This window comes from Vibrio sp. Vb1018, from assembly GCF_033338775.1.
GTDB classification, from domain to species: Bacteria; Pseudomonadota; Gammaproteobacteria; order Enterobacterales; family Vibrionaceae; genus Vibrio; species Vibrio alginolyticus.
Genome location: NZ_JAWOTI010000006.1, coordinates 20,502 through 43,897 on the forward strand (window position 1 = coordinate 20,502; position 23,396 = coordinate 43,897).

At 44.4% G+C, this 23,396-nt stretch carries 24 protein-coding genes and 1 tRNA gene; 24 read left to right on the top strand and 1 reads right to left on the bottom strand.

Annotated elements, in window-relative coordinates; translation table 11 throughout:
* The first annotated feature begins 115 nt into the window (after positions 1-115).
* The 20 genes from R7Z10_RS08440 (at position 116) to R7Z10_RS08535 (ending at position 17,203) form a co-directional block, all read left to right on the top strand.
* Positions 116-862, top strand: a complete 747-nt coding sequence (locus tag R7Z10_RS08440) for a YebC/PmpR family DNA-binding transcriptional regulator (protein ID WP_005378402.1) — start codon at positions 116-118, stop codon at positions 860-862.
* Between the two features lie 92 nt (positions 863-954).
* Positions 955-1,476 (top strand): crossover junction endodeoxyribonuclease RuvC, encoded by a 522-nt coding sequence (gene ruvC, locus R7Z10_RS08445; RefSeq protein WP_005387909.1) that lies wholly within the window; start codon positions 955-957, stop codon positions 1,474-1,476.
* A gap of 67 nt (positions 1,477-1,543) precedes the next feature.
* On the top strand, positions 1,544-2,155 hold the full coding sequence (ruvA, locus tag R7Z10_RS08450; RefSeq protein WP_318104619.1) for a Holliday junction branch migration protein RuvA: 612 nt from the start codon (positions 1,544-1,546) through the stop codon (positions 2,153-2,155).
* 286 nt (positions 2,156-2,441) lie between these two features.
* Complete coding sequence (ruvB, locus tag R7Z10_RS08455) at positions 2,442-3,446, top strand: Holliday junction branch migration DNA helicase RuvB (protein WP_005378312.1); 1,005 nt, start codon at positions 2,442-2,444, stop codon at positions 3,444-3,446.
* 461 nt (positions 3,447-3,907) lie between these two features.
* Positions 3,908-5,494 (top strand): cytochrome ubiquinol oxidase subunit I, encoded by a 1,587-nt coding sequence (gene cydA / locus R7Z10_RS08460; RefSeq protein WP_005378311.1) that lies wholly within the window; start codon positions 3,908-3,910, stop codon positions 5,492-5,494.
* Positions 5,495-5,511: 17 nt separating this feature from the next.
* Positions 5,512-6,648: a cytochrome d ubiquinol oxidase subunit II gene (gene cydB / locus R7Z10_RS08465; RefSeq protein WP_006742909.1), complete on the top strand. Its 1,137-nt coding sequence runs from the start codon at positions 5,512-5,514 to the stop codon at positions 6,646-6,648.
* Positions 6,649-6,660: 12 nt separating this feature from the next.
* Entirely contained in the window at positions 6,661-6,768 is a 108-nt protein-coding gene (gene cydX, locus R7Z10_RS08470) for a cytochrome bd-I oxidase subunit CydX (RefSeq protein ID WP_000270284.1), read from the top strand.
* Positions 6,761-7,063, top strand: a complete 303-nt coding sequence (gene ybgE, locus R7Z10_RS08475) for a cyd operon protein YbgE (RefSeq protein ID WP_005378304.1) — start codon at positions 6,761-6,763, stop codon at positions 7,061-7,063. Before cydX ends, ybgE begins: the two co-directional genes overlap by 8 nt.
* Positions 7,064-7,235: 172 nt before the next feature.
* Positions 7,236-7,655, top strand: coding sequence for a tol-pal system-associated acyl-CoA thioesterase (gene ybgC / locus R7Z10_RS08480; RefSeq protein WP_318104621.1), 420 nt, complete (start codon positions 7,236-7,238; stop codon positions 7,653-7,655).
* On the top strand, positions 7,645-8,343 hold the full coding sequence (gene tolQ, locus R7Z10_RS08485) for a protein TolQ (protein WP_005378301.1): 699 nt from the start codon (positions 7,645-7,647) through the stop codon (positions 8,341-8,343). The genes ybgC and tolQ overlap by 11 nt, the downstream gene beginning before the upstream one ends.
* 3 nt (positions 8,344-8,346) lie before the next feature.
* Positions 8,347-8,790, top strand: coding sequence for an ExbD/TolR family protein (locus R7Z10_RS08490; protein WP_005378298.1), 444 nt, complete (start codon positions 8,347-8,349; stop codon positions 8,788-8,790).
* A gap of 13 nt (positions 8,791-8,803) precedes the next feature.
* A complete protein-coding gene (gene tolA / locus R7Z10_RS08495; protein WP_042522108.1) occupies positions 8,804-9,871 on the top strand; it encodes a cell envelope integrity protein TolA in 1,068 nt (355 codons plus the stop codon).
* 12 nt (positions 9,872-9,883) lie between these two features.
* Entirely contained in the window at positions 9,884-11,236 is a 1,353-nt protein-coding gene (tolB, locus tag R7Z10_RS08500; protein ID WP_005387925.1) for a Tol-Pal system beta propeller repeat protein TolB, read from the top strand.
* Between the two features lie 30 nt (positions 11,237-11,266).
* Positions 11,267-11,791 carry a peptidoglycan-associated lipoprotein Pal gene (pal, locus tag R7Z10_RS08505; RefSeq protein WP_005378293.1) on the top strand — a complete coding sequence of 175 codons (525 nt, stop codon included), beginning with the start codon at positions 11,267-11,269 and terminating at the stop codon, positions 11,789-11,791.
* A 15-nt stretch (positions 11,792-11,806) separates the two neighbouring features.
* Positions 11,807-12,559, top strand: coding sequence for a tol-pal system protein YbgF (gene ybgF, locus R7Z10_RS08510; protein ID WP_005378285.1), 753 nt, complete (start codon positions 11,807-11,809; stop codon positions 12,557-12,559).
* A gap of 251 nt (positions 12,560-12,810) precedes the next feature.
* Positions 12,811-13,872: a quinolinate synthase NadA gene (nadA, locus tag R7Z10_RS08515; RefSeq protein ID WP_158173767.1), complete on the top strand. Its 1,062-nt coding sequence runs from the start codon at positions 12,811-12,813 to the stop codon at positions 13,870-13,872.
* A gap of 118 nt (positions 13,873-13,990) precedes the next feature.
* On the top strand, positions 13,991-15,034 hold the full coding sequence (locus tag R7Z10_RS08520) for a potassium channel family protein (RefSeq protein ID WP_238852469.1): 1,044 nt from the start codon (positions 13,991-13,993) through the stop codon (positions 15,032-15,034).
* On the top strand, positions 15,034-15,450 hold the full coding sequence (locus tag R7Z10_RS08525) for a DUF350 domain-containing protein (RefSeq protein ID WP_005378281.1): 417 nt from the start codon (positions 15,034-15,036) through the stop codon (positions 15,448-15,450). Before R7Z10_RS08520 ends, R7Z10_RS08525 begins: the two co-directional genes overlap by 1 nt.
* A gap of 8 nt (positions 15,451-15,458) precedes the next feature.
* Positions 15,459-16,028 carry a DUF1190 domain-containing protein gene (locus R7Z10_RS08530; protein WP_318104624.1) on the top strand — a complete coding sequence of 190 codons (570 nt, stop codon included), beginning with the start codon at positions 15,459-15,461 and terminating at the stop codon, positions 16,026-16,028.
* 8 nt (positions 16,029-16,036) lie between these two features.
* Positions 16,037-17,203 (top strand): glutathionylspermidine synthase family protein, encoded by a 1,167-nt coding sequence (locus R7Z10_RS08535; protein WP_005378279.1) that lies wholly within the window; start codon positions 16,037-16,039, stop codon positions 17,201-17,203.
* A gap of 73 nt (positions 17,204-17,276) precedes the next feature.
* On the opposite strand, the gene R7Z10_RS08540 is transcribed toward R7Z10_RS08535, so the two are convergent.
* Positions 17,277-17,888: a YecA family protein gene (locus R7Z10_RS08540; protein ID WP_005378278.1), complete on the bottom strand. Its 612-nt coding sequence runs from the start codon at positions 17,886-17,888 to the stop codon at positions 17,277-17,279.
* A gap of 51 nt (positions 17,889-17,939) precedes the next feature.
* Here R7Z10_RS08540 and R7Z10_RS08545 point away from each other — a divergent pair, with 51 nt between their 5' ends.
* The 4 genes from R7Z10_RS08545 to R7Z10_RS08560 all read left to right on the top strand — a co-directional run bounded on the left by R7Z10_RS08545 (position 17,940) and on the right by R7Z10_RS08560 (position 23,341).
* The gene (locus R7Z10_RS08545; protein WP_054576387.1) at positions 17,940-20,360 is read left to right on the top strand and encodes a hybrid sensor histidine kinase/response regulator; all 2,421 of its coding nucleotides are present in this window, start codon (positions 17,940-17,942) and stop codon (positions 20,358-20,360) included.
* A 502-nt stretch (positions 20,361-20,862) separates the two neighbouring features.
* A complete protein-coding gene (locus tag R7Z10_RS08550; RefSeq protein ID WP_005378276.1) occupies positions 20,863-21,312 on the top strand; it encodes an L-alanine exporter AlaE in 450 nt (149 codons plus the stop codon).
* Positions 21,313-21,456: 144 nt separating this feature from the next.
* Positions 21,457-21,544 (top strand) — tRNA-Ser (locus R7Z10_RS08555).
* A 93-nt stretch (positions 21,545-21,637) separates the two neighbouring features.
* Positions 21,638-23,341 (top strand): site-specific integrase, encoded by a 1,704-nt coding sequence (locus R7Z10_RS08560; protein WP_318104626.1) that lies wholly within the window; start codon positions 21,638-21,640, stop codon positions 23,339-23,341.
* Positions 23,342-23,396 lie beyond the last annotated feature (55 nt).

The following is a 23,396-nucleotide window of genomic DNA, read 5'->3' on the forward strand; positions in this document are numbered from 1 at the left end:
CAACTGCGGGAGTTTTTGTTTAAATAAACCCAAGAAACTTCCAAAGCAATTTCCCAAGCAACGCTTTTAGAACATGTTTTGTTATTAAGCGTCAAAATACATTAAAAGGTGAATTATGGCTGGTCATAGTAAATGGGCGAATATTCGTCACCGTAAAGCAGCGCAAGATGCGAAGCGCGGCAAAATCTTTACTAAATTAATCCGTGAAATCGTTGTTGCGGCAAAAGAGGGGGGCGGTGAGCCAGAAAATAACCCACGTTTGCGAGCCGCAATTGATAAAGCACTGTCTAACAACATGACACGTGACACTGTCAATCGCGCTGTCAGCCGAGGTGCTGGTGGTGAAGGCGACGACAACATGGAAACCGTGATCTATGAAGGTTATGGTCCAGGTGGTACGGCGGTCATGGTCGAATGTATGACGGATAACCGAAATCGTACGGTATCTGGCGTACGCCATGCATTCTCAAAGTCAGGCGGTAATCTGGGGACGGATGGTAGCGTCAACTATCTTTTCGACAAGAAAGGCGTGATTTCATATGGCCCAGGTTTAGATGAGGATGCGGTAATGGAAGTAGCATTAGAAAGTGGTGCTGATGACATTGAAACGGCAGAAGATGGCTCGATTGATGTCTACACGGCCCCAGGCGATTTTGGACTCGTAAAAGATGCTCTTGATGCCGCAGGGTTTGAGGCAGAGAACGCTGAGGTGTCTCTGATCCCATCTACGAAAGCAGATTTGGACGCGGACACTGCGCCAAAACTACTTCGTTTGATTGACGCTTTGGAAGATCTGGACGACGTTCAAGAGGTTTATCACAATGGTGATATCTCTGACGACGTTGCTGCTACGCTAGATTAAACTCAAGGTGTCGGGAGCGGTATTTGCTCCGAAGTTAGCAAGTAATAATAAAAAGACTGAGGCCGAATTAGGCCTCATTTTTAGGAACATTCATGTCAATTATTTTGGGCATTGACCCAGGTTCGCGCATTACCGGCTATGGGGTCATTCGTCAAAATGGACGCCACTTGCAATACCTTGGTAGTGGCTGCATTCGTACTTCAGAAAAAGAACTTCCGGGTCGGCTTAAACAGATTTATGCAGGCGTCACGGAAATCATTACCCAGTTTCAACCGGACGTTTTCGCGATCGAGCAAGTGTTTATGGCCAAAAACGCGGATTCAGCGCTAAAACTTGGCCAAGCTCGTGGCAGTGCAATTGTTGCTGCGGTGAATGCGGAGTTGCCGGTATTTGAATACGCGGCTCGTCTTATTAAGCAAGCTGTCGTCGGCACTGGTGGCGCGGACAAAGCGCAAGTTCAGCATATGGTTCAGCAGATGCTTAAATTGCCCGCCAAGCCTCAAGCGGATGCAGCCGATGCTTTAGGTGTGGCGATTTGTCATGCCAATACTAACAAGACTCTCGTTGCGTTAGCGGGCAAAGCAACCAGTGCCAGAAAAGGGCGCTACCGTTAAAATTAACTGGATGTCTATCCAGTTCTTTATTATCCTGTCGCAAATTCATTTCCAAAGAGTATTTATAGTGATTGGACGTCTTCGTGGCACACTGATTGAAAAACAACCACCTGAAGTATTAATTGAAGTTAATGGCATTGGCTATGAAGTCCAGATGCCAATGAGCTGTTTTTACGAACTGCCAAATGTTGGCGAAGAAGCCATTATTTATACTCACTTTGTTGTCCGTGAAGATGCGCAATTGCTATACGGTTTCAACACGGTAAAAGAACGAGCACTTTTCCGTGAAGTGATCAAAGCCAATGGCGTTGGTCCTAAACTCGGTCTTGGTATTCTCTCTGGTATGACAGCAACGCAATTTGTTACTTGTGTGGAACATGAAGACGTTTCTACGCTGGTTAAGCTTCCAGGCGTTGGCAAGAAAACCGCAGAGAGATTGGTTGTTGAAATGAAAGACCGCTTGAAAGGGTGGGGCGCTGGCGATCTATTTACACCATTTACGGATGCTGCTCCTGCGGATTCTAGTGCGACATCCAACAACGCGGAAGAAGAAGCAATCAGTGCGCTTCTAGCTCTAGGTTACAAGCCGACTCAAGCGTCGAAAGTGGTATCTCAGATCGCTAAACCGGACATGAGCAGTGAGCAAATGATCCGTGAAGCTCTAAAATCAATGGTGTAACGCTGGTTGCACAGTGAACATTTGTTCAAGATAACTCATTCTCTAAGGTTAATGCCAATCGCTTAACGATGTTTTTTGTGTCATTCCAGCGAGCCTGGCGAGACTGGGAATCTAATAGCAGCACGCTGAGCGGTTAATGAAACAATTTGACCATAAATCGCTCGGATAGAAGATCCTGTATCACGCTCCTTCGTCGCTGTACAGGATGACGAGATATAGAAATATGCCACTTGCTGTTAAACGAGCGGCATTATTCTCTCAGGTAACCATTTTTCAAGGTAAAAAGATGATTGAAGCCGATCGTTTAATCGCGCCAGAAAACCCTGCCTTTCGTGATGAAGATGTCATTGATCGTGCTATTCGGCCAAAAAAATTAGCGGATTACCAAGGTCAGGACCATGTCCGTGACCAAATGGAGATCTTCATTAAAGCTGCTCAGTTACGTAGCGAAGCACTTGATCACCTTTTGATTTTTGGTCCCCCAGGTTTGGGTAAAACCACACTTGCGAACATCGTTGCCAATGAAATGGAAGTGAACATTCGCACTACTTCAGGCCCTGTACTTGAGAAAGCAGGCGATTTGGCCGCGCTGTTAACCAACCTCGAAGAAAACGATGTGTTGTTCATCGATGAGATTCACCGCTTGAGCCCGATGGTTGAAGAGGTGCTGTATCCGGCGATGGAAGATTATCAACTGGATATTATGATCGGTGAAGGTCCGGCCGCTCGTTCTATTAAGATCGATTTACCACCATTTACGTTAATTGGTGCGACGACCCGAGCGGGCTCTTTAACGTCACCATTGCGCGACCGCTTTGGTATTACTCAGCGCCTTGAGTTTTATAAGATAAAAGACCTCCAAGATATCGTGCAGCGAAGCGCGGATTGTTTAGGTTTATCAATGGAACCTGAAGGTGCATTGGAAGTGGCAAGACGTGCGCGTGGCACACCACGTATTGCTAACCGTTTGCTACGTCGTGTTCGTGATTATGCGGAAGTAAAAGGCAATGGTCACATTTGTGCCGATGTTGCCGATAAGGCGTTGAATATGCTTGATGTGGACGCCGAAGGCTTCGATTACATGGACCGTAAGCTACTACTCGCGATTATGGAAAAATTTGGTGGTGGTCCGGTCGGGCTCGACAACATGGCAGCGGCGATAGGTGAAGAAAAGGACACTATTGAAGACGTTCTTGAACCTTATCTTATTCAGCAAGGTTATTTACAACGCACTCCGCGTGGAAGAATCGCGACAGATCGTGCGTATTTGCATTTCGGAATTGAAAAATAAGATTCCCTCGCTGGGCCGTTGTTGCCCAGCGCTTCATTAAAGTTGACCAAACTCACATTTTTTGAATTTTTTCTCATACTGGTTTAGTAAGTAAAAAGCATTGATTGTTAACTCGATGTTTGCTTGCAACTGGTTAATTTCTCTCCTGATTACTCTCTCTTAACATCCGTATCCAATACTGGTTGATCTAGATCAATGTGATGGATTTTTGTGCAAATTCCGCGCATAAACATTGATGTATATCAAAGCGCGTTACGGCTATAAACCTTTTGAAACAATCTGTTTTTACAAGTAATATTAGCCCCAGCTATATTAGCTGATGCTTAACAATTAACTAACCAATGAAGCACATTTTTGCAACAATGAGTTGTGATAATTCAACATTTTTCAAGTGTAAATAACACCTGAATATGGATTGCAATATGTAGAGAGTGTCATTCAGCCGACACATAGGAGTTACCATGATTGACGTAGTTGATCTATCGCGGTTGCAGTTTGCACTGACAGCGATGTATCACTTCCTATTCGTACCATTGACCCTTGGTATGGCCTTCCTTCTGGCCATTATGGAATCGATGTACGTAATGACGAACAAGCAAATCTATAAGGACATGACCAAGTTCTGGGGTAAGCTATTCGGTATTAACTTTGCACTTGGTGTGGCGACAGGCCTTACCATGGAGTTCCAGTTTGGTACGAACTGGTCTTACTACTCCCACTATGTAGGTGATATCTTCGGTGCACCGCTAGCGATCGAAGCACTTGTCGCATTCTTCCTGGAGTCAACTTTTGTTGGTCTATTCTTCTTCGGGTGGGATCGTCTATCTAAACGCCAACACTTAGCGGTTACCTGGCTTGTGGCACTAGGCTCTAACTTCTCTGCTCTTTGGATTCTTATCGCAAACGGCTGGATGCAAAACCCAGTAGGCGCAGATTTCAACTTCGAAACCATGCGAATGGAAATGGTGAGCTTCTCTGAGGTTGTACTAAACCCAGTTGCTCAGGTTAAGTTCGTGCATACGGTTGCTTCTGGTTACACTTGTGGCGCAATGTTTATTCTAGGCATCAGTTCATACTACCTATTAAAAGGTCGTGACATTGCGTTTGCTCGTCGTTCGTTTGCTATTGCTGCTTCTTTCGGTATTGCAGCTATCTTATCTACCATCGTTCTTGGTGACGAATCTGGCTACGAGCTTGGTGAAGTTCAAAAAGTGAAACTCGCTGCAATTGAAGCAGAGTGGCACACTGAACCTGCACCTGCCGCATTTACGTTATTTGGTGTTCCTAATCAGGAAACGATGCATACCGATTACGCAATTAAGATCCCTTACGTAATGGGTATTATCGCGACACGCTCTTTTGATGAGCAAGTAACAGGTCTTCGTGATTTACGTGATGAACACGTCGATCGTATTCGTGACGGCATGTACGCTTATGAACTTCTAGAGAAGCTTCGTGCGGGCGACAAGTCAGAAGAAAACATGACTGCGTTTGATGAAGTGAAAGGTGACCTAGGTTACGGTCTACTTCTAAAACGCTACACAGACAATGTTGTTGATGCAACAGAAGAGCAAATCCAAGCTGCTGCGGACGACTCAATCCCAACAGTATGGCCGCTATTCTGGTCATTCCGTATCATGGTTGCTTGTGGCTTCATCATGTTGTTTGTCTTTGGTGCGGCGTTTATCCAAACGTGTCGTCAGAAGATTGAACAGAAACAATGGATTCTAAAAGCTGCACTATTTAGCATTCCACTACCTTGGATTGCAATTGAAGCGGGTTGGTTCGTCGCTGAGTACGGCCGTCAACCTTGGGCTGTAGGTGAAATTTTACCAGTGCATGTTGCAGCTTCTGCACTAACTGCAGGTGAAATCTGGACTTCACTCTTCGCAATTCTGGCGCTATACACGGTATTCCTGATTGCAGAAGTTTACCTAATGTTGAAATTCGCTCGTAAAGGCCCAAGTAGCCTGAAAACGGGTCGCTACCACTTCGAGCAAAATGCTGACTCTGTTGAAGACAAAGTTAGTCGCCAAGTAGAAGCGTAAGGTAAGGAGATAACAAGATGTTTGATTACGAAATCTTGCGACTCATCTGGTGGGTACTAATCGGTGTTCTACTAGTTGGTTTTGCAGTAACAGACGGCTTCGATATGGGTGTAGGCGCGCTTGTACCTATCATCGGTAAAAACGACACGCAACGCCGTGTCATGATTAACTCAATTGCTCCTCACTGGGATGGTAACCAAGTTTGGCTTATCACTGCTGGTGGTGCACTGTTCGCAGCTTGGCCTTTGGTTTACGCAACGTCATTTTCAGGCTTCTACTTAGCGATGATTTTGACATTAGCAGCGCTATGGCTTCGTCCTCTGGGCCTAGACTACCGCTCTAAAATCGAAGATCCAAAATGGCGCAATACCTGGGATATCTGTATCTCAATCAGTGGTTTTGTTCCGCCAATCATCTTTGGTGTAGCGTTTGGCAACCTTCTACAAGGTGTACCATTCCAATTGAGTGAGTTCTTGATGCCAACATACCATGGCTCATTCTTTGGTCTACTAAACCCATTTGCACTGTTGTGTGGTCTAGTAAGCTTGTTCATGATTTTGATGCAAGGTTCTACTTGGCTACAAATGAAAACAACAGGCGAAGTGCATGTGCGTGCGCGCAACGTTGCTCAGTTGGCTGGTTTACTGACGGTTGCTGCGTTTGTAGCGGCTGGTTTCTGGATCCAAAATATCGATGGCTACGTCATTGTTGGCGGTATCGACACTAACGCTGCTTCTAACCCTCTAAACAAAGAGGTTATCCGTGAAGCTGGTGCGTGGATGAAGAACTTTGAAAACTACCCACTACTATGGGCTGCTCCTGTATTAGGTGTTGCAATGCCGCTTCTCGCTGTATTGGCATCTCGTCTTGAAAAATGTGCGATTTCGTTCATTACTTCAAGCTTGGGTGTTGCTGGTGTTATCTTTACTGCAGGTTTTGCGATGTTCCCATTCATCATGCCTTCAGACTTAATGCCAAGCCACAGCTTAACAATGTGGGATGCAACGTCATCTGAGCTGACTCTGAACCTAATGACAGGCGTTGCGTTTGTTATGGTGCCAATCATCCTTGGTTACACATCTTGGACTTACTACAAGATGTTTGGTCGCCTTGATGACCAGTACATTGAAGACAACAAAAACTCACTTTACTAAGGAGCATTTACTATGTGGTATTTCGCATGGATTCTAGGTGTACTACTTGCTTGTGCATTCGGTATCATCAACGCTCTTTGGCTAGAGCACTCAGAAATGATGGATAAAGACAGTGAGTAACCTCGCTGATAAGGTAGCGAAACTTCACGCACCAATGGATAAGACTCTGCTACGAGTCTTATCTCTCATCCTTGGCTTTATGCACGTAGGATTGGTGATGTGGGACCCTGAAGCTTACCATCAAGCAATTGGTGGTTTTAACTCAATCATCGCACCAGCACTGATTTGGTCTGTATGTTCAAGTATGGTGTATGGGGTGGGCTTCAAGCCAAGAAACTGGTACTGGCAAGTTTTGTTTAGTCCTTATTTCTCGTTAGCTATCTTAATTTATCTAACGGCACTTTATTTCATTTAGGCTGAAATATGCTGTAATAAAGTCGGTTACTAAATCATCGAATAAAAGCTAGGTATCTCGCCTAGCTTTTATTTTTTCTACAAATTTCAAAAATATTTCCTTAGCTCGGTACCAATTGCTGTCGCTTCAGTTATAGTAATTACTTTAAAGAATTGAATATATTGGTACTCCCTTGCAAGGCACATCAAATCTCTTTCACTGGCCGATCACCGTGTACTATGAAGACACTGATGCGGGCGGTGTTGTATATCATTCTAATTATCTAAAATTCTTTGAGCGCGCACGGACAGAGATGTTACGTGCTAAAGGCATTTCTCAACATGTGTTACTGGAACAAAATATCGGCTTTGTTGTCCGACACATAGATATCGATTTCAACCAAGGGGCTAGGCTGGACGAGCATCTGACAGTCGTAACCCGAGTGTCAGAAATAAAACGTGCTTCTCTGCAATTCTGTCAAGAGTTGGTCAATGATCAAGGCAAGATATTGTGCAAGGCCTCGGTTAAGGTAGCATGTATCGATAATAAGAAAATGAAACCAATAGCTATTCCAACCTTTATAAATTCGGAGCTAACAAATAGTGACTGCTGATATTTCCATTTTAGATCTCTTTCTTCAGGCCAGTCTGTTGGTAAAGCTTGTGATGCTGACGTTGCTTGGCATGTCAATTGTGTCATGGGCAATGATCATCAAGCGCAGCAAAGTGCTTTCTCAAGCTTCAAAAAATGCAGAGCAGTTTGAAGACAAATTTTGGTCGGGTACTGATCTTTCTCAGCTTTACCAAAAAGTAAAAGCGCGTAAAGACGAAATTGAAGGCACAGAAGAAATCTTCTACGCAGGTTTTACAGAGTTTGCTCGCCTACGTAAGAGCAACGCAAATTCACCAGCTTACATCATGGAAGGCACTGGCCGCGCAATGCGCGTTGCTGTTTCTCGTGAAGTAGATGAGCTAGAAACAAGCTTACCGTTTTTGGCAACAGTCGGTTCTATAAGCCCTTATATCGGCCTATTTGGTACCGTTTGGGGCATCATGCACGCCTTTATTGCGCTGGGTGAAGTAAAGCAAGCTACGTTGTCTATGGTTGCACCGGGTATCGCCGAGGCACTTATCGCGACAGCGATGGGGCTATTTGCGGCTATTCCGGCAGTAATGGCGTACAACCGCCTAAGTAATAAAGTGAGTAAACTAGAGCACACTTACGCAACATTTTCTGAAGAATTCCACAGCATCCTTCATCGTCAAGCGATGGCTGGCCGAGACAGCGCGGATAAGGAATAAAGCATGGCGGGTTATCAACCTAAAAAGCGAAAAATGACAGCGGAGATCAACGTTGTTCCGTATATCGACGTAATGCTCGTACTGTTGATCATTTTTATGGCGACCGCTCCATTTGTGACTCAAGGCGTCGACGTTGATCTTCCGAAAACATCGACCGCAGAATCTATGCAAGACCTTGCTGGCGAGACTGACAGTAGCTTTATTATCATCGAAATTGATAGCGAGGGTAATTTAGGCCTAAGCGTAAATGATGAAGAAGTTCAGCGAGGTTTGTCGTTGCAAGATGTTATTGTGCGAGTGAAAGCGGAGCGAGAGGTTAAGCCGGATTCACCAGTTGCGGTAGGTGGCGACGCGGCAACACCATATGCCGATGTTGTTCTATTGCTAGATGAACTAAGTCGAGCTGGTATCCCTAAGGTAGGTCTAATGACCGATATCAGGGAATAGACATCAATTATCTATGAAAGATCACAAGAAGAAACCCAACCAATACGCCAAACCGATAGCAATATCGGTTGGTTTGCATGCAATTCTAGTTGCAGCCCTGCTTTGGGGGACGGACTTCAACATGTCTAAACCAGAGCCTACAGGGCAAATGGTTCAAGCTGTTGTCATCGATCCAAAACTTGTGCAGCAACAAGCGAAAGAAATTCGCCAGCAACGCGAAAAGGCAGCGAAAAAAGAACAAGAGCGTCTTGATAAACTGAGACGCGAAGCAGAGCAGCTAGAAAAAAACCGCAAAGCTGAAGAAGAGCAAATTCGCAAGTTGAAAGAGCAGCAAGCGAAAGATGCTCAAGCGGCGCGAGAAGCAGAAGCTGCACGTAAGAAAAAAGAGCAAGAGCGCAAGCAGGAAGAAGAACGTGTTCGCAAAGAAAAAGAGCGAGCTGCTAAGCTAGAAAAAGAGCGCAAGGAAAAAGAAGAAGCCGTGCGTAAAGCTGAGCAGGAGCGTTTAGCAAAAGAAGCGGCTATAGCAAAAGCTGAGCAAGAACGTTTGGCTCGTGAAAAAGCAGCAAAAGAAGCGGAAGAAAAAGCACGTCGTGAGCGTGAAGCTGCTGAAAAAGCTGAACAAGAGCGCATTGCAAAAGAGAAAGCGGCAAAAGAGGCAGCGGAGCGAGAGCGTAAAGCGAGAGAAGCAGCTGAGCGTGCCGAGCGTGAGCGTAAAGCTCAAGAAGCCGCGTTAGATGATATTTTTGCGGGTCTCGAGGATGAGGTCAGTAAAAACAGTGCTGCGCGCAATCAATTTATTGACGACGAACTTTCTCGTATGTCATCCATCTATACTCAAAATATTCAGCAAAAGCTGATTAAGGATGACTACTTGCTGGGAAAGGAGTGTAGGGTAAACATCAAATTGATTCCGACAGGAACTGATATGATGGTCTCTGGTGTTACCGTTTTGAGTGGCGATACTCGAGTATGTGCTGCGGCGAAGCGAGCAATAGCTCAGGTAGGGACGTTCCCTAAATCTTCAGAATCAGCGGTCAATGAAAGACTAAAAGACATCAACATAACTGTTGCTTTGGACTAAAAGGAATAAGACGTGATTAGACGCCTTTTACTAGGAATGTTTGTACTGTTTAGCAGTATGACAAATGTGGCGAATGCCGCATTAGAGTTGGTCATTACCGATGGTATTGATTCAGCACGACCAATTGCTGTTGTTCCGTTTAAGTGGGAGGGCACACAAGCGCTTCCAACGGATGTTTCTGCTGTTATCGCCTCGGATTTACAACGTAGTGGTAAATTCAGCCCAGTTCCAACGAGCAAAATGCCACAAACACCGTTCAGTGAATCAGAAGTTAATTTTGATGCTTGGACCAATTTAGGTGTGGATGCGCTATTGACTGGTTCAATCAAGCAAAACGACCAAGGTGACTACGTTATCAACTATCAACTTGTTGATATTGTGCGTGGTCAGTTAACAGGTGGGAAGAGTAAGGCGCTTGGTAGTGACGGTGAATTGGTTCTGTCAAAAGATCATGTGCTGTTCAATAAAGTAGCCACTGTTCAAGGGCCTCGTATGCGTGAGTACGCTCACCGTATCTCTGATTTGGTGTATGAACAGTTAACTGGCGACCGTGGCGCTTTCATGACTCGTATCGCATATGTGGTAGTGAACGATAAAGACCGTTTCCCTTACCAACTTCGAGTCGCTGATTACGATGGCTATAATGAGCGTCTGGTTTTACGTTCTAAGCAACCATTAATGTCACCAGCGTGGTCACCAGATGGTAAAAAGCTTGCGTATGTTAGCTTCCAAAATGGCCAAGCAGAAATCTTCATCATGAACATCTACACCGGTGAACGTGAGAAAATTACTTCATACCCACGTCACAATGGTGCGCCAAGATTTTCGCCAGATGGCAATAAGTTAGCGATTGTTCTTTCTAAAACAGGCTCGCTTCATGTTTATACGTTTGACCTTAACACTCGTAAGCTGACGCAAATTACGCGTGGCAGATCAAATAATACGGAACCGTTCTGGCATCCGGATGGAAAATCGTTGATTTTCACATCGGATAGGGGTGGTAAACCACAGATTTATCAAGTAAATTTGGGCAGCGGTTCTATTGACCGTTTGACTTGGCAAGGCAGCCAAAATTTGGGTGGTCAGATTACTCCTGATGGGCGATTCCTAGTTATGGTGAACCGCAGCAACGCAGGATTTAATTTGGCGAAACAAGATTTGGAAACTGGTGCTCTTCAAGTCTTAACTAAGACCTTGCTTGATGAGTCTCCTAGTATTGCCCCAAACGGTGGCATGGTTGTGTATAGCTCGATTTACAACAAGAAAAACGTACTATCGATGGTGTCAATTGATGGTCGATTCAAAGCTAGATTACCGGCAACAAATGGGCGTGTTCGAGCGCCTGCATGGTCACCGTTTTTGTAGTAATAAGTTTGATTAATAAAGGAAAATAAGATGCAACTGAACAAGGTTCTAAAAGGGCTACTAATCGCGCTTCCTGTAATGGCTGTTACAGCGTGTAGTTCAAGCGACGACGCTGCTTCTAACACTGGTGCAGCAACAAACAACAATGGCGCAGTGGAAACAACAGTAGCTACGCCAATTGATCAAAGCGGTCAGTTGACAGAGCAAGAGCTAAAAGAGCAAGCGCTACGTGAAACTCAAACAATCTACTTTGCTTTTGACAACTCAACAATTGCAGCAGATTACGAAGAGATGCTAGCGGCTCACGCTTCTTACCTAAGCAAGAACCCAGCACTTAACGTAACTATCGAAGGTCACGCTGATGAGCGCGGTACACCTGAGTACAACATTGCTCTAGGTGAGCGTCGTGCACAAGCAGTAGCGAACTACCTACAAGCACTAGGTGTTCAAGCTGACCAAATCTCAATCGTTAGCTACGGTGAAGAGAAGCCACTTCTTCTAGGTCAATCAGATGAAGTTTACGCTAAGAACCGTCGCGCGGTTCTAGTATACTAATTCGAGGTAATCCTCATGTTCAGTAACACTAAGCGCGCTGTTGCGCTTACGTTACTGGCAAGTGCAGCGAACTTTGCGTTCGCTGCACCAGCTCCAGTATCCGATCTCAACAGCACATCATCTGTCTCTAAGAGCCGTTCATCTGAAACGGAAGTAGAACGTCTAGAACGTTTGCTACAAAATCGCAATCGCGTTCAGCTCCAAATGCAACAGCAAATTGACCAAATGTCACAAGAGATCAGTGAATTGCGTGGTCAATTAGAGCGAAATAGCTACGAAATGAAACAAATGTTGCAACGTCAACGTGAGTTGTTTGTCGAGCTGGATCGTGTTCGTGGAGAGATAAAATCCACACCTGCACAAGAAGCACAACCTGTGAAAACAGGTGGCCAGTACACTCCAAATGTTGATGAGCAAACGGCATATCAGAATGCAGTTGACCTCATTCTCAAAAAGCGTGATTACACTGGCGCAATTGCAGCGTTCCAGCAGTTCCAGAAAGATTATCCTGATTCTACATATTCAGCGAATTCTCACTACTGGTTAGGTCAGTTGTACTTCGCTAAAAAGCAGGATGAGGATGCAGTGAAAAGTTTTGCCGCTGTTGTGTCTTATAAAGACTCCAACAAGCGAGCCGATGCGTTGCTTAAGTTAGGCGAAATCGCTGAGCGTAATAACAATGCAGCTCAAGCGAAAAAGTACTACCAACAAGTGGTTGATGAATACCCAGGTAGTGCATCTGCAAAACTTGCCAGCTCTAAGCTGTAAGACGTTATGTTTTGAAAAGGAAGCCTCGGCTTCCTTTTTCTTTTCCATTTTTTGTTGGTGCAGAACGGCTAAGTCGATAGCAATGATGCAGAGCCTCTGACCTTGTGTTGCACCGAATTTCGCTACTCGGAAATGCTACCTGTAACAAAGATATACGGCTAGACCGCTAGAAATCCCCGCGACAAGTTGGTTTTTGAAAATTAACGAGGTTACAATACTCGGATTAAAGGAAGTTGCGTAGAGCAAGAGCAATGAGCCATATATTAGATAAAATCGACACTGTTTACCCATTCCCACCGAAACCAGTTCCATTAAGCGAAGAAGAAAAAGCATCTTACATTGAGCGTATTAAAAAGTTACTCAAAGAAAAAGATGCGGTACTTATCGCACACTATTATACCGACCCTGAGATTCAAGCCCTAGCTGAAGACACTGGCGGGTTTGTTGGTGACTCGTTGGAAATGGCGAAGTTTGGTAATCGTCACCCTGCAAGTACATTGATTATTGGTGGTGTTCGCTTTATGGGCGAGTCGGCAAAAATTCTGACACCAGAAAAGCGCATTCTAATGCCAACGTTGGAAGCGGAATGTTCGCTCGACCTTGGCTGTCCTGCGGATAAGTTCAGCGAGTTTTGTGATGCTCACCCTGATCATACGGTTGTAGTTTACGCAAACACCTCAGCAGCGGTTAAAGCCCGTGCCGACTGGGTCGTTACATCGAGTATTGCGCTTGAAATCGTGGAACACTTAGACGCTGAAGATAAGCCAATTATTTGGGGACCAGACCGTCACCTAGGATCGTACATCGCTAACAAAACTGGCGCAGATATGCTGCTTTGGCAGGGTGAGTGTGTGGTTCATGATGAGTTCTCTGCTGATGCGCTACGAAAAATGAAGAGCGTGTATCCAGATGCGGCTATTTTGGTTCACCCTGAGTCACCAGCAAGCGTCGTAGAACTTGCCGATGCCGTTGGATCAACGAGTCAGCTGATCAAAGCAGCGAAAGAGCTTCCTCACAAACAAATGATCGTTGCGACAGACAAAGGCATTTTCTTTAAAATGCAGCAACTTGTGCCAGAGAAAGAACTTATCGAAGCGCCAACCGCAGGTGCAGGCGCAACATGTCGCAGCTGTGCACACTGTCCTTGGATGGCAATGAACGGTTTGAAAGCAATTGAGAAAGCGCTTAGTGAAGGTGGTGAAGAGCACGAGATTTTTGTTGACGAAGAACTGCGTGTTAAATCCCTTATACCGCTTAACCGCATGCTAGGTTTTGCTGAGCAGCTAAATATGCAAGTGAAAGGTAATGCTTAAAAAGTAGGCGTAACTGAAAGTAAATCTCAAAAACCAGCCGAATATGGCTGGTTTTTTTGTGTCTTACTATCAATGAGTTACTATTGATGCAATCAATGAATATCGAGGTCATAAATTTATGGCGGTGTGGTTAGTAGTTAAAAAGTGGCTTAGTTCCCACCTTCTTAAATTGAGCAACCGAAGCCTTCTCATCTTTAGTGGCTTATATGTGAGCCTTTCATGGTGGCTGCTGGTTCTCGCTGGTGAAACCGCATTAACAGACAGTTTCGCTAACTTTATCTATTACCTCATGGTTACGGCGAGTACGGTGGGTTATGGCGACCATTCTCCTGTAACAGATTTGGGTAAATGGGTTGTCGTACTATTTGTAATCCCCGGCGGTTTGAGCTTATTCGCCGCATTATTGGGGCGTGTCGCTGGAGCAGCGATGGACTATTGGCGAGCGGGTATTTTAGGAAAACGGAGAGTAAGAGTGGAAAACCATATTGTATTGTTGGGCTGGAATGGATCGAGAACGATGCACCTTATTCGCATGTTACAACATGAAGAAGAGGGAAAGCGCCCGATTGTTTTATGCAGCCGTTCAGAAATAGAGAACCCGTTACCTGGCGAAATCAGTTTTATCAAAGTGACCAGTTATACCGATTCGCAAGAGATGAAAAACGCCAATATTGCCGAAGCCGCTTGCATTATTGTGGATAATCTCTCGGACGACATTACCTTGTCAGCCGCTCTGTACTGCGCATCTGTAAACCCTTCCGCTCATTTGGTCGCTTACTTTAAAGATGAAGCGCTAGGCCGACTTCTAAGTCAGCATTGCCCGAAAGCGGAATGCATACCTGCTGTTGGCGCAGAAATGTTGGCAAAAGCGGCGGTTGACCCGGGCTCAAGTGCGCTTCATCAGGAGCTTTTGGCTTCAACACGAGGTATGACTCAATACTCAGTTATTTATCCTGAGGAGCAGTCTGCCACCACTATTGAGAATCTCTTCGTTTTTCTCAAAAGACGCCATCATGCCACGCTGATTGCTTTTGATATTGGCGATGGTATTCAACTCAACCCAGATTTAGATGCTGAAGTACCCGCGAGTACCAAGCTGTTTTACATTGCAGATGAACGTATTGAAGATTTTGCCTGGAAAGAAATGAACAAGGAACAATAATGCACATGATTGCTGGCCTGTTAGCAGGCTTCCCAAACTTTTTACTCTATTTCTCTGTTTCTATTATTTTTGTATTGGCGTTTAAGTTCATCTACGTCAAGTTGACGCCATACGATGAGTGGCATCTGATCAAAGAAAAACAAAATACAGCAGCAGCGATTGCGCTAAGTGGGGCCTTCCTTGGTTACTGTCTCGCGATTTCGGGGGCGGCAAAAAACTCGGTCAATATCGTCGATTTTATGGTGTGGGGCGTTGTTGCAATGCTTGCTCAAATTATCGCATTTGCAATTGTACGCTTTATTTTACTTCCGAAAGTGGCAGAGCGTATCGAAAAAGATGAACTGCCAGCCGGTATTGTATTAGCCGCAGTTTCTGTTTCGGTCGGCGTATTGAATGCCGCTTGCATGACTTACTAGGAGGAACGATGAAGCGGAGTTCTAACGTTAAACGTTCTTCCATGGACAAAAGCTTAAAGCTTGGGAAAATTCTTCCCTTTGCTGCCTTTGGTGGTATTTTCTTCTTTGCTACGTACGAGTCAAAAATAGAAGGGTACATTTTTTCTGATGCTGATGAGTGTAAATCTAACTCGCCTGAGTTTAGTGAACAGTGTGACATTGCATACCAAGAAGCTTTAGCTCGTGCCGAACAAAATGCCCCTCGCTACCGCAGCGAGTTCGAATGCGAGAATGATTTCTACGAGGATGATTGTTACTACAGTTCCAGTTCCCGAGCTTATGTACCTAACTTTGGCGGTTTTTTTTACAGTCGCTCATTAAGCGGGTTGAAAGGTTATAACAAGAGCTATTACTCAGAGCCGATGTACCGTTATAAATCCAAATTCTATAATGGAGCAGGACAATTCTTTGGCTCCTACCGAAATCAGCCGACCAAAGTTGCGACGAATAGCCTTAATAAACGTGGTGGCGGCACCATTGGCAGGGCGATGTCTCGAGGCGGGTTTGGTAAAGCGGTGTCGGTCAGTCGAGGCGGTTAAAAAGAACTATGTTTCGACGAGAAATACAAGAGCGCGAAAACTGGCGTGAATTAGCACGCCAGTTTGGTTTTGGTTTCCATACCATGTATGACCAACCGTATTGGGATGAGAGTGCTTACTATCAATTCACGCTGGAGCAAATTGAGCGCGATATAGAAGCGCCCACTGAAGAGCTGCATCAGATGTGCCTGGCTATTGTGGATGAAGTCGTTCGGAGTGAGCGGTTGCTGACGCAATGTGCGATCCCTGAATCTATGTGGGAGCAGGTCGCTTCTTCATGGAGACGAAGCGAACCTTCGCTTTATTCGCGGCTGGATTTCGCGTACAACGGGACCTCGCCAGCAAAATTACTGGAAAACAATGCGGATACGCCAACCAGCTTGTTTGAAACTGGCTTTTGGCAGTGGGTGTGGCTAGAAGATGTTGTAAATAAAGGTCGAGTTCACCAGAGCGCGGATCAATTCAATATTCTTCAAGACTTTTTGATCGAGCGCTTTGCCGAAATAGCAAAATACCAACCAGGACAAACACTTCACTTTAGCTGCTGCAAGTACACTGAAGAAGATAAAGGGACTGTCCAGTATTTAGAGGATTGCGCGCGAGAGGCAGGGTTAGCAACGGCATTCGTGCATGTCGAAGATATTGGAGTGACGGAAGATGGTCTGTTTGTGGATGCTGACGACAGAGCGATTCGTTGGATGTTTAAGCTTTACCCTTGGGAGTTTATGTTTGAAGAGGAATATGCGAAGTACTTAGCGACTGCGAACGTAAACTGGTTAGAACCGATGTGGAAGTCGATTCTATCCAATAAAGCACTTTTACCGTTATTGTGGGAGCGCTTTCCTAATCACCCGAACCTTTTGCCCGCTTATTTTGCTAACGATTCAAAAGCGAACACTATGAGAGATTATGTCATCAAGCCACTATTTTCTCGAGAGGGCGCGAACATCGAGATCGTCATCGATGGAAAACGTTTTGTTAAAACGTCAGGGCCTTATGAATCTAAATTCAATATCGTCCAGCAATACCATCCACTACCTAAGTTTGGGCAAAACCATACGTTAATTGGCAGTTGGTTGGTCAATGATAGAGCTGCCGGTATTTCGATTAGGGAAGACAGTAGCTTAGTGACTCAAGATATGGCGCGGTATATTCCACATGTAATTTTAACATGATCAAAAAAGCTCTCCATTTGGAGAGCTTTTTGTCTATTCAGCCGTTCAATCTTGATGGTCGACAGCGTTGCGTCTATTGTTCTTCAGCTAATGCAACACCGCGCTGGGTAAGACCACATAACATCACTGGCATTGCATTGAAGATTTCCTCAAACTGCTCTAAGCCTTCCATACCTTGTTCGGCCAATGTTTCAATGGTTGTTTCTGGGTCGTAAAGCATAGTAAGAGAAAGTAAAACACCACCGAGTAGGGCATTATCTTCGCTATCCTCAGGCATCAACGTTTCCCAGTCATCACGCGCAAGTTGCCAGCCTTGTAATACACCTTCACAGAAATCGCGAGCCTGACTTGTTACAATGTCTTGCTCATCTAGCGCGCACCCTGCAGGCCACTGCCAAGTGCCTTCTAGGAGAGCGGGACGAGTTTGGTTCCACATTTGTACAATCTCGTCAATGTATTGCTCTAGTTGCTCACCGTCAGTAAATGGCGCTGTTTCTTCTCCACCCCATAAGAATGGCAACCACTCTTGAGGCATTAATACGTTTGGCGCTGCAGCCATCGCTGTTACAAAGCCTTGAGTTTTTGCGAGGTTTAGTAGTTTACCGTCAAGTTCTGGGAGAGAAAGGATGTCTTGTAGTTTCAAAATAGAATACCATTTGTTAATGGGCTGGTTGATTGCGCTCATCTTACCAATCAATTAGTGATAAATCGATATTAGGGAATGATTCACACATCTATGGAAATTCGCTCATCACTTAGAAAAAAAAGCATTCTCGCCCTAACACTTTACCTGTGCTTCTTTATCGCCACTATCGGCTCTGTCGCCTATTTGGTTGTTGAGCCACCAGTTAGACAAAAGCTAGAGCAAAACCTAGAGTTACGTACCCAACTCCTGGCTCTTGAGATCAAAGAGCCCCTCCTCAGTTCTACAGGTGTATTGAGTAGCTTAGTAGGGCTAGCCCAAGGGACTGAAAATATTCAATCTCTCAACACAATAATTCCACATATACTTCAATTGAGTGACAAGATGCTTGTTAGTGGTGGCGTATGGCCTAAACCCGAACTAAAAGCAGAACAATGGAGATATAAAAGTCTATTCTTCAATAAAAACAGTGATAGTGGTATTGACCAAATTCACTCCTACAATAACCCCGAATCTGGCGGTTATGATAATGAAGCCTGGTATGTCGCTGCCGCCGATGCTCCGGTAGGTTCTGTTAGTTGGTCTACGGTTTACATCGATACCTTTACTCAGGTCCAGATGATTACCGCGTCTTCTCCGTACTACCAAAACGGTCGATTCGCTGGAGTTGTAACGGTAGACCTATCACTTGATGCACTTTTTCAGTTTATTCGAGAGCACACGAACCAGCATTCTTTGGGGGTAGTGGTTCGCGATGCTGACTCAAACGTGATTATTGAACACAACTTTCAACTGACGGACGAAATTTATGTCAGCGAGCTTGATTTCGGAGAGTTCGATTGGCGCATGGAAGTTGTCAACGCAAAAGCTAAAGTCGCCGATCAAGTGTTTGAACAAGTGATGAGCGTTGAGGGGAGGATCATTCCATTTTTGCTCTTGTGTGTCTTGGTCGGTTACTACTTACTGAATCGCTATATTGTTGAACCAATTGTTCGCATTGCCGCTAAGATTGATGACTCGAAAACTGGTGGGATCATAGATATTGACTACGATAGCGATGACGAAATCGGACAGCTTATCGAGAAGTTCAATGAAAAGACGATCTATTTAGAGCAGGAGAGAATAAAAGCTCAGGCTTCGACAAACGCTAAAACGGCATTCTTAGCCACATTGTCCCACGAGATTCGCACACCAATGAACGGTGTACTAGGAACTGCCCAGATACTGTTAAAAACACCACTTACCGATGAGCAGCGTAAGCACCTGAGAACACTTTATGATTCAGGTGATCACATGATGACATTACTCAATGAGATTTTAGATTACTCAAAAATTGAACAAGGGCATGTTGAGTTTGAAAATAAGCCTTTCCCAATTGAGTCGATTATCGGCAGTATCAAGAGTGTTTATCAAACTCTATGTGCAGAAAAAGGTCTTCGCTTTAGAGTCGTCTCGCATTTACCAACGGGTCGTTGGTACAACAATGACAAAGCCCGTTTGCGTCAAGTACTGTTCAATCTACTCAATAACGCTGTTAAGTTCACCGATCGTGGCATCGTAGAGGTAGAGCTAGCCGAGAAATCGAGTAAGGCAGGCACCAAGCTGATACTAAAGGTAAAAGATACAGGAATTGGTATTTCAAAAGAGGCACAAAAACGCATTTTTCGTCCTTTTGAGCAAGCGGAGTCATCAACGACTAGACGGTTTGGTGGTACAGGGCTTGGTTTAGCAATAGTCAAAGAAATCGCGGAACATATGGGTGGGCAAGTGGTTGTAGAGAGTCAGGAGGACGCTGGAACGACTTTTACTGTCGAAATTGCCCTTACACCTTGCAAGCCGGGTAAAGTAGAGTCAATCAATACACATAAATTGAACTGTAAAGGGTTGAAAGCACTCATTGTTGAAGACAACCGAACAAATGCGATCATTATGGAAACTTTCCTCCGAGCCAAGGGCTTTGAGTGCACAAGTGTCGAAAATGGTCAGCTTGCAGTCGATGAGGTTGCGAGCAAACCATTTGATTTGATACTGATGGATAATCATATGCCTGTTCTAGATGGCGTTGGGGCCATATCAGCCATTCGAGCAATGAGTTCACCTGCTAAGTCGGTACTGATTTTTGGCTGTACAGCGGATGTGTTCAAAGAAACACAAGAGCGTATGATTAATGTAGGAGCAGACCACATAATAGCGAAACCAATAGTGGAGTCTGAATTAAATGATGCACTGTATCTTCATGCGACACAGTTATATCAGTACCAATCGGACTTTGATGGAAATGCAGCAGATAGCTTTAATGCTGAAAAGTGGTTACTCAACTTCTATGTCGCTCTAGATAATGGACATCTTAATGAAGCACTTGAGGCTATTTCAGCGATCATTGCGGAGGCTCCCCTTGAACTCAGTGACGACGTTTCTTCAGTCGCCGAACGGATAAGAAGTAACTTAAAGCGTCAGCAATCCCCAGACCAAGATGATATCGATACATTAACGATTTTGCTGGCCTCACCATAACTGAATCAATATGGCGCAACTGTGAATTGTTCTTACTATTCATACGTCATCCAGCTTCGTGACAAACTCTTCTAACCTGCAATGAACAGGCTTGCAGTTTTACTTTTACGAGTAAAGCAGCAAGACCTTCTACTGTGATTATATCGGTAATACTCTGAATTTTCGCAGCTTGGTAGCATAAGCTATAGGAGTGACTGTTTACAGTCCGAGTTTTGTTCTAACTTTACGCCAAAATAATTATCGTAACCCCTTTTTATGTAAGTGAAATCCGTGTTTTTGTACCATTTTTACGTAATTTTAGGCGTTTTTACTCGCCATTGGTGAAAAAAACTACTTTTACTTTAAAAGTTGGTTATAAATTTACAACTTAATTTTAAATACAGAACCATAAGCTAGTTTTTGTGTGTTCTAATTGCATCATTAGCTGGCTTGATGTCTTTTTAGTGGTTAATAGTTTTATTATTTTTATTAATTGCAGTGTTTGATTTTAAGGGTTTTGTAAATGAAGTCTCGTGGACCATTTTGTATTCGTCACGCCGCAGCGGATACCTTTGCTATGGTTGTTTTTTGCTTTATCACAGGGATGATTGTCGAGATTTTGATTTCAGGGATGACATTTGAGCAATCTCTAGCATCGCGTACGCTATCGATTCCAGTGAATATCGCTATTGCTTGGCCGTATGGGGTTTTTCGTGATTGGGTGCTGCATCAAGGTAGTAAGGTGTCACCGTCTTCCTTTATGAAAAACATCTCTGATCTGGTCGCTTATGTACTATTTCAATCTCCAGTTTATGCGGGTATCTTATTCGCGGTTGGCGCGTCTACAGATCAAATTGTGACCGCAGTGGCAAGTAACGCTGTTATTTCTTGTGGCATGGGTGTGTTGTATGGGTACTTCTTGGATATGTGCCGCCGTTGGTTCCGTGTTCCCGGTTATTCTCAAAGCATGTAAATGCCCCAGTTTTGCTCAATTTAGTTACTTAGTGAGCAATCGATTCGAAAAGGGCGCTTTTTTTTATGTTTAGCCTTGACCATCAGGCACATAATCATTAAATTAGCGCCTCGTTAGCCAATGATGCTAACCAAAATTTGATTCGGTGAGTTGTCCGAGTGGCTGAAGGAGCACGCCTGGAAAGTGTGTATACGGCAACGTATCGAGAGTTCGAATCTCTCACTCACCGCCACATTCTATAAGCCCTTGTAGTGTAAGAACTTCTTATAATACAGGGGTTTGGTGTTTTAATGTAAGCTGCCTACTGGTACAAAGAGTAGGTACAATGTCGAACATCATGGCAAGTCCTTATAAGCATCCTCAGACTGGTGTTTACTACTTTAGAATGGCTGTCCCAAAAAAGCTGGTTCCTATAATCGGTAAGACAGTCTTCAAGAAATCTCTTCAAACGAAAAACCTTTCTGAAGCAAAGCAGCGATTTCCTCAGCATCTTGATGATGCGCTCAAGCAAATCGACTTCGCTAATTTAAAGCTATCTAATTCATCTGATATTGAGCTTAATGTCCGTGATTGCGCGATCATTGCCGAGCGTTGGTATCTGCGTGTCAAAGATGAGGTTGATGGTAATGGTAACTATGATTGCTATCTTCGATATGAATGGTATGGCGTTGAGGGCGATAAGCGTCTCCACGTATTCGGCTTATCTGACACATTTGAGTTTAGTGGTCTAGATGCGTCAAAAGCTACTGAAGAGGAATATCAAGAGCTTTTGGAAGGCTTGAAAGATTTCATTGAAGAACAGCTAAACATAGAAGGTTTAGTTGTATGTGAGACAAGCGCTTCATATAGACGTTTGGTTTACGCTTTTTACGATTACGCCCGTCGAGTTGAGTCTCTCTGTTTTGCTCGTCACAAGCGAGACTTTGGGTATGAGCCAGTGACCACTCCAATCGCTAGTGAGCCCCTTTCAGTGTCTAAGCCTGATAAGATACCGTCTAGGGTTTTGAAACCATCTCAGGACTCCATTTCGAGCCTATTGAAGCGTTACCTTGAGTCTGCATCTATTAATGGCAAAGCTTCTCAATCCTTGGCAGAGGTTGAGTCTCAGATAGAGCGTCTTATAGAGATAATAGGGGATCTAGACGTTGCTGATGTAACGAGAGGTCATATCTCAAAATACAAAGATACCCTGTTACAATTGCCTAAGTCTAAAGCCAAAGAGATTAGAAACAAATCAGTACCTGAGCAGCTTGAGCTTGTTAAAACAAAAGGGCTTGAAACAATCGCTCCTTCAACCGTTAAGACTATTCTCAGAAAGACTTCTCCTGTATTTGGCTATGCTGTTGAGCTTGGTTTGATAAACGTCAACCCATACAAAGGCGTAACACTTCCTAAAGTACAGAATAAGTCTGCGGTAGCTGAAGCTAAAGGGTTTACGCCTAGCGAGATCAATCAGCTATTTAAGCTAGATATATTCACTGATGTTACTGCTAGTAAGCCTTATGGCATGGCTTGTTATTGGGTGCCTCTTCTATGCAGATATACGGGTTCTCGGATTGAAGAAATGGTTCAACTTAGAAGTTCAGATATACAACGATCAGACGAAGGTATTCACTTTATTTATGTTCGTGAGGGTGAAGAGCAGAACGTAAAAAACGTTAAGTCAGTTCGACAAGTGCCGATTCATGATCATCTCATTGATTTAGGTTTTTTGGATTATGTGGCGTCCTGTGGAGAGTTTCTATTCCCTGAGCACAAGCCAAACAAACACGGTAAAAGGTCTGGTGCTATTGGTAAGTGGTGGAGTAAACAGGTCAAGAGGTTAGGCATAACCAAGCAGCCATCACACTCGTTTAGGCACTCTTTGAGAACAGCTTTGCGTGGTCTAGGAGTAGTTGATTCTGTTAGTGATGCTATCACTGGTCACGCTCCGGCTAATATCGGAGCAGCATACGGTACGGTTGATATGAAGGCTAAGAAGAAAGCAATAGACTGTTTGCCTAGGCTGGCTGTCCCACGTCTTTGGTAGTTTTTCGTTAATGTCTTTACACTGTTGTGTACACCTAAAGTCTCCCCACTGTACA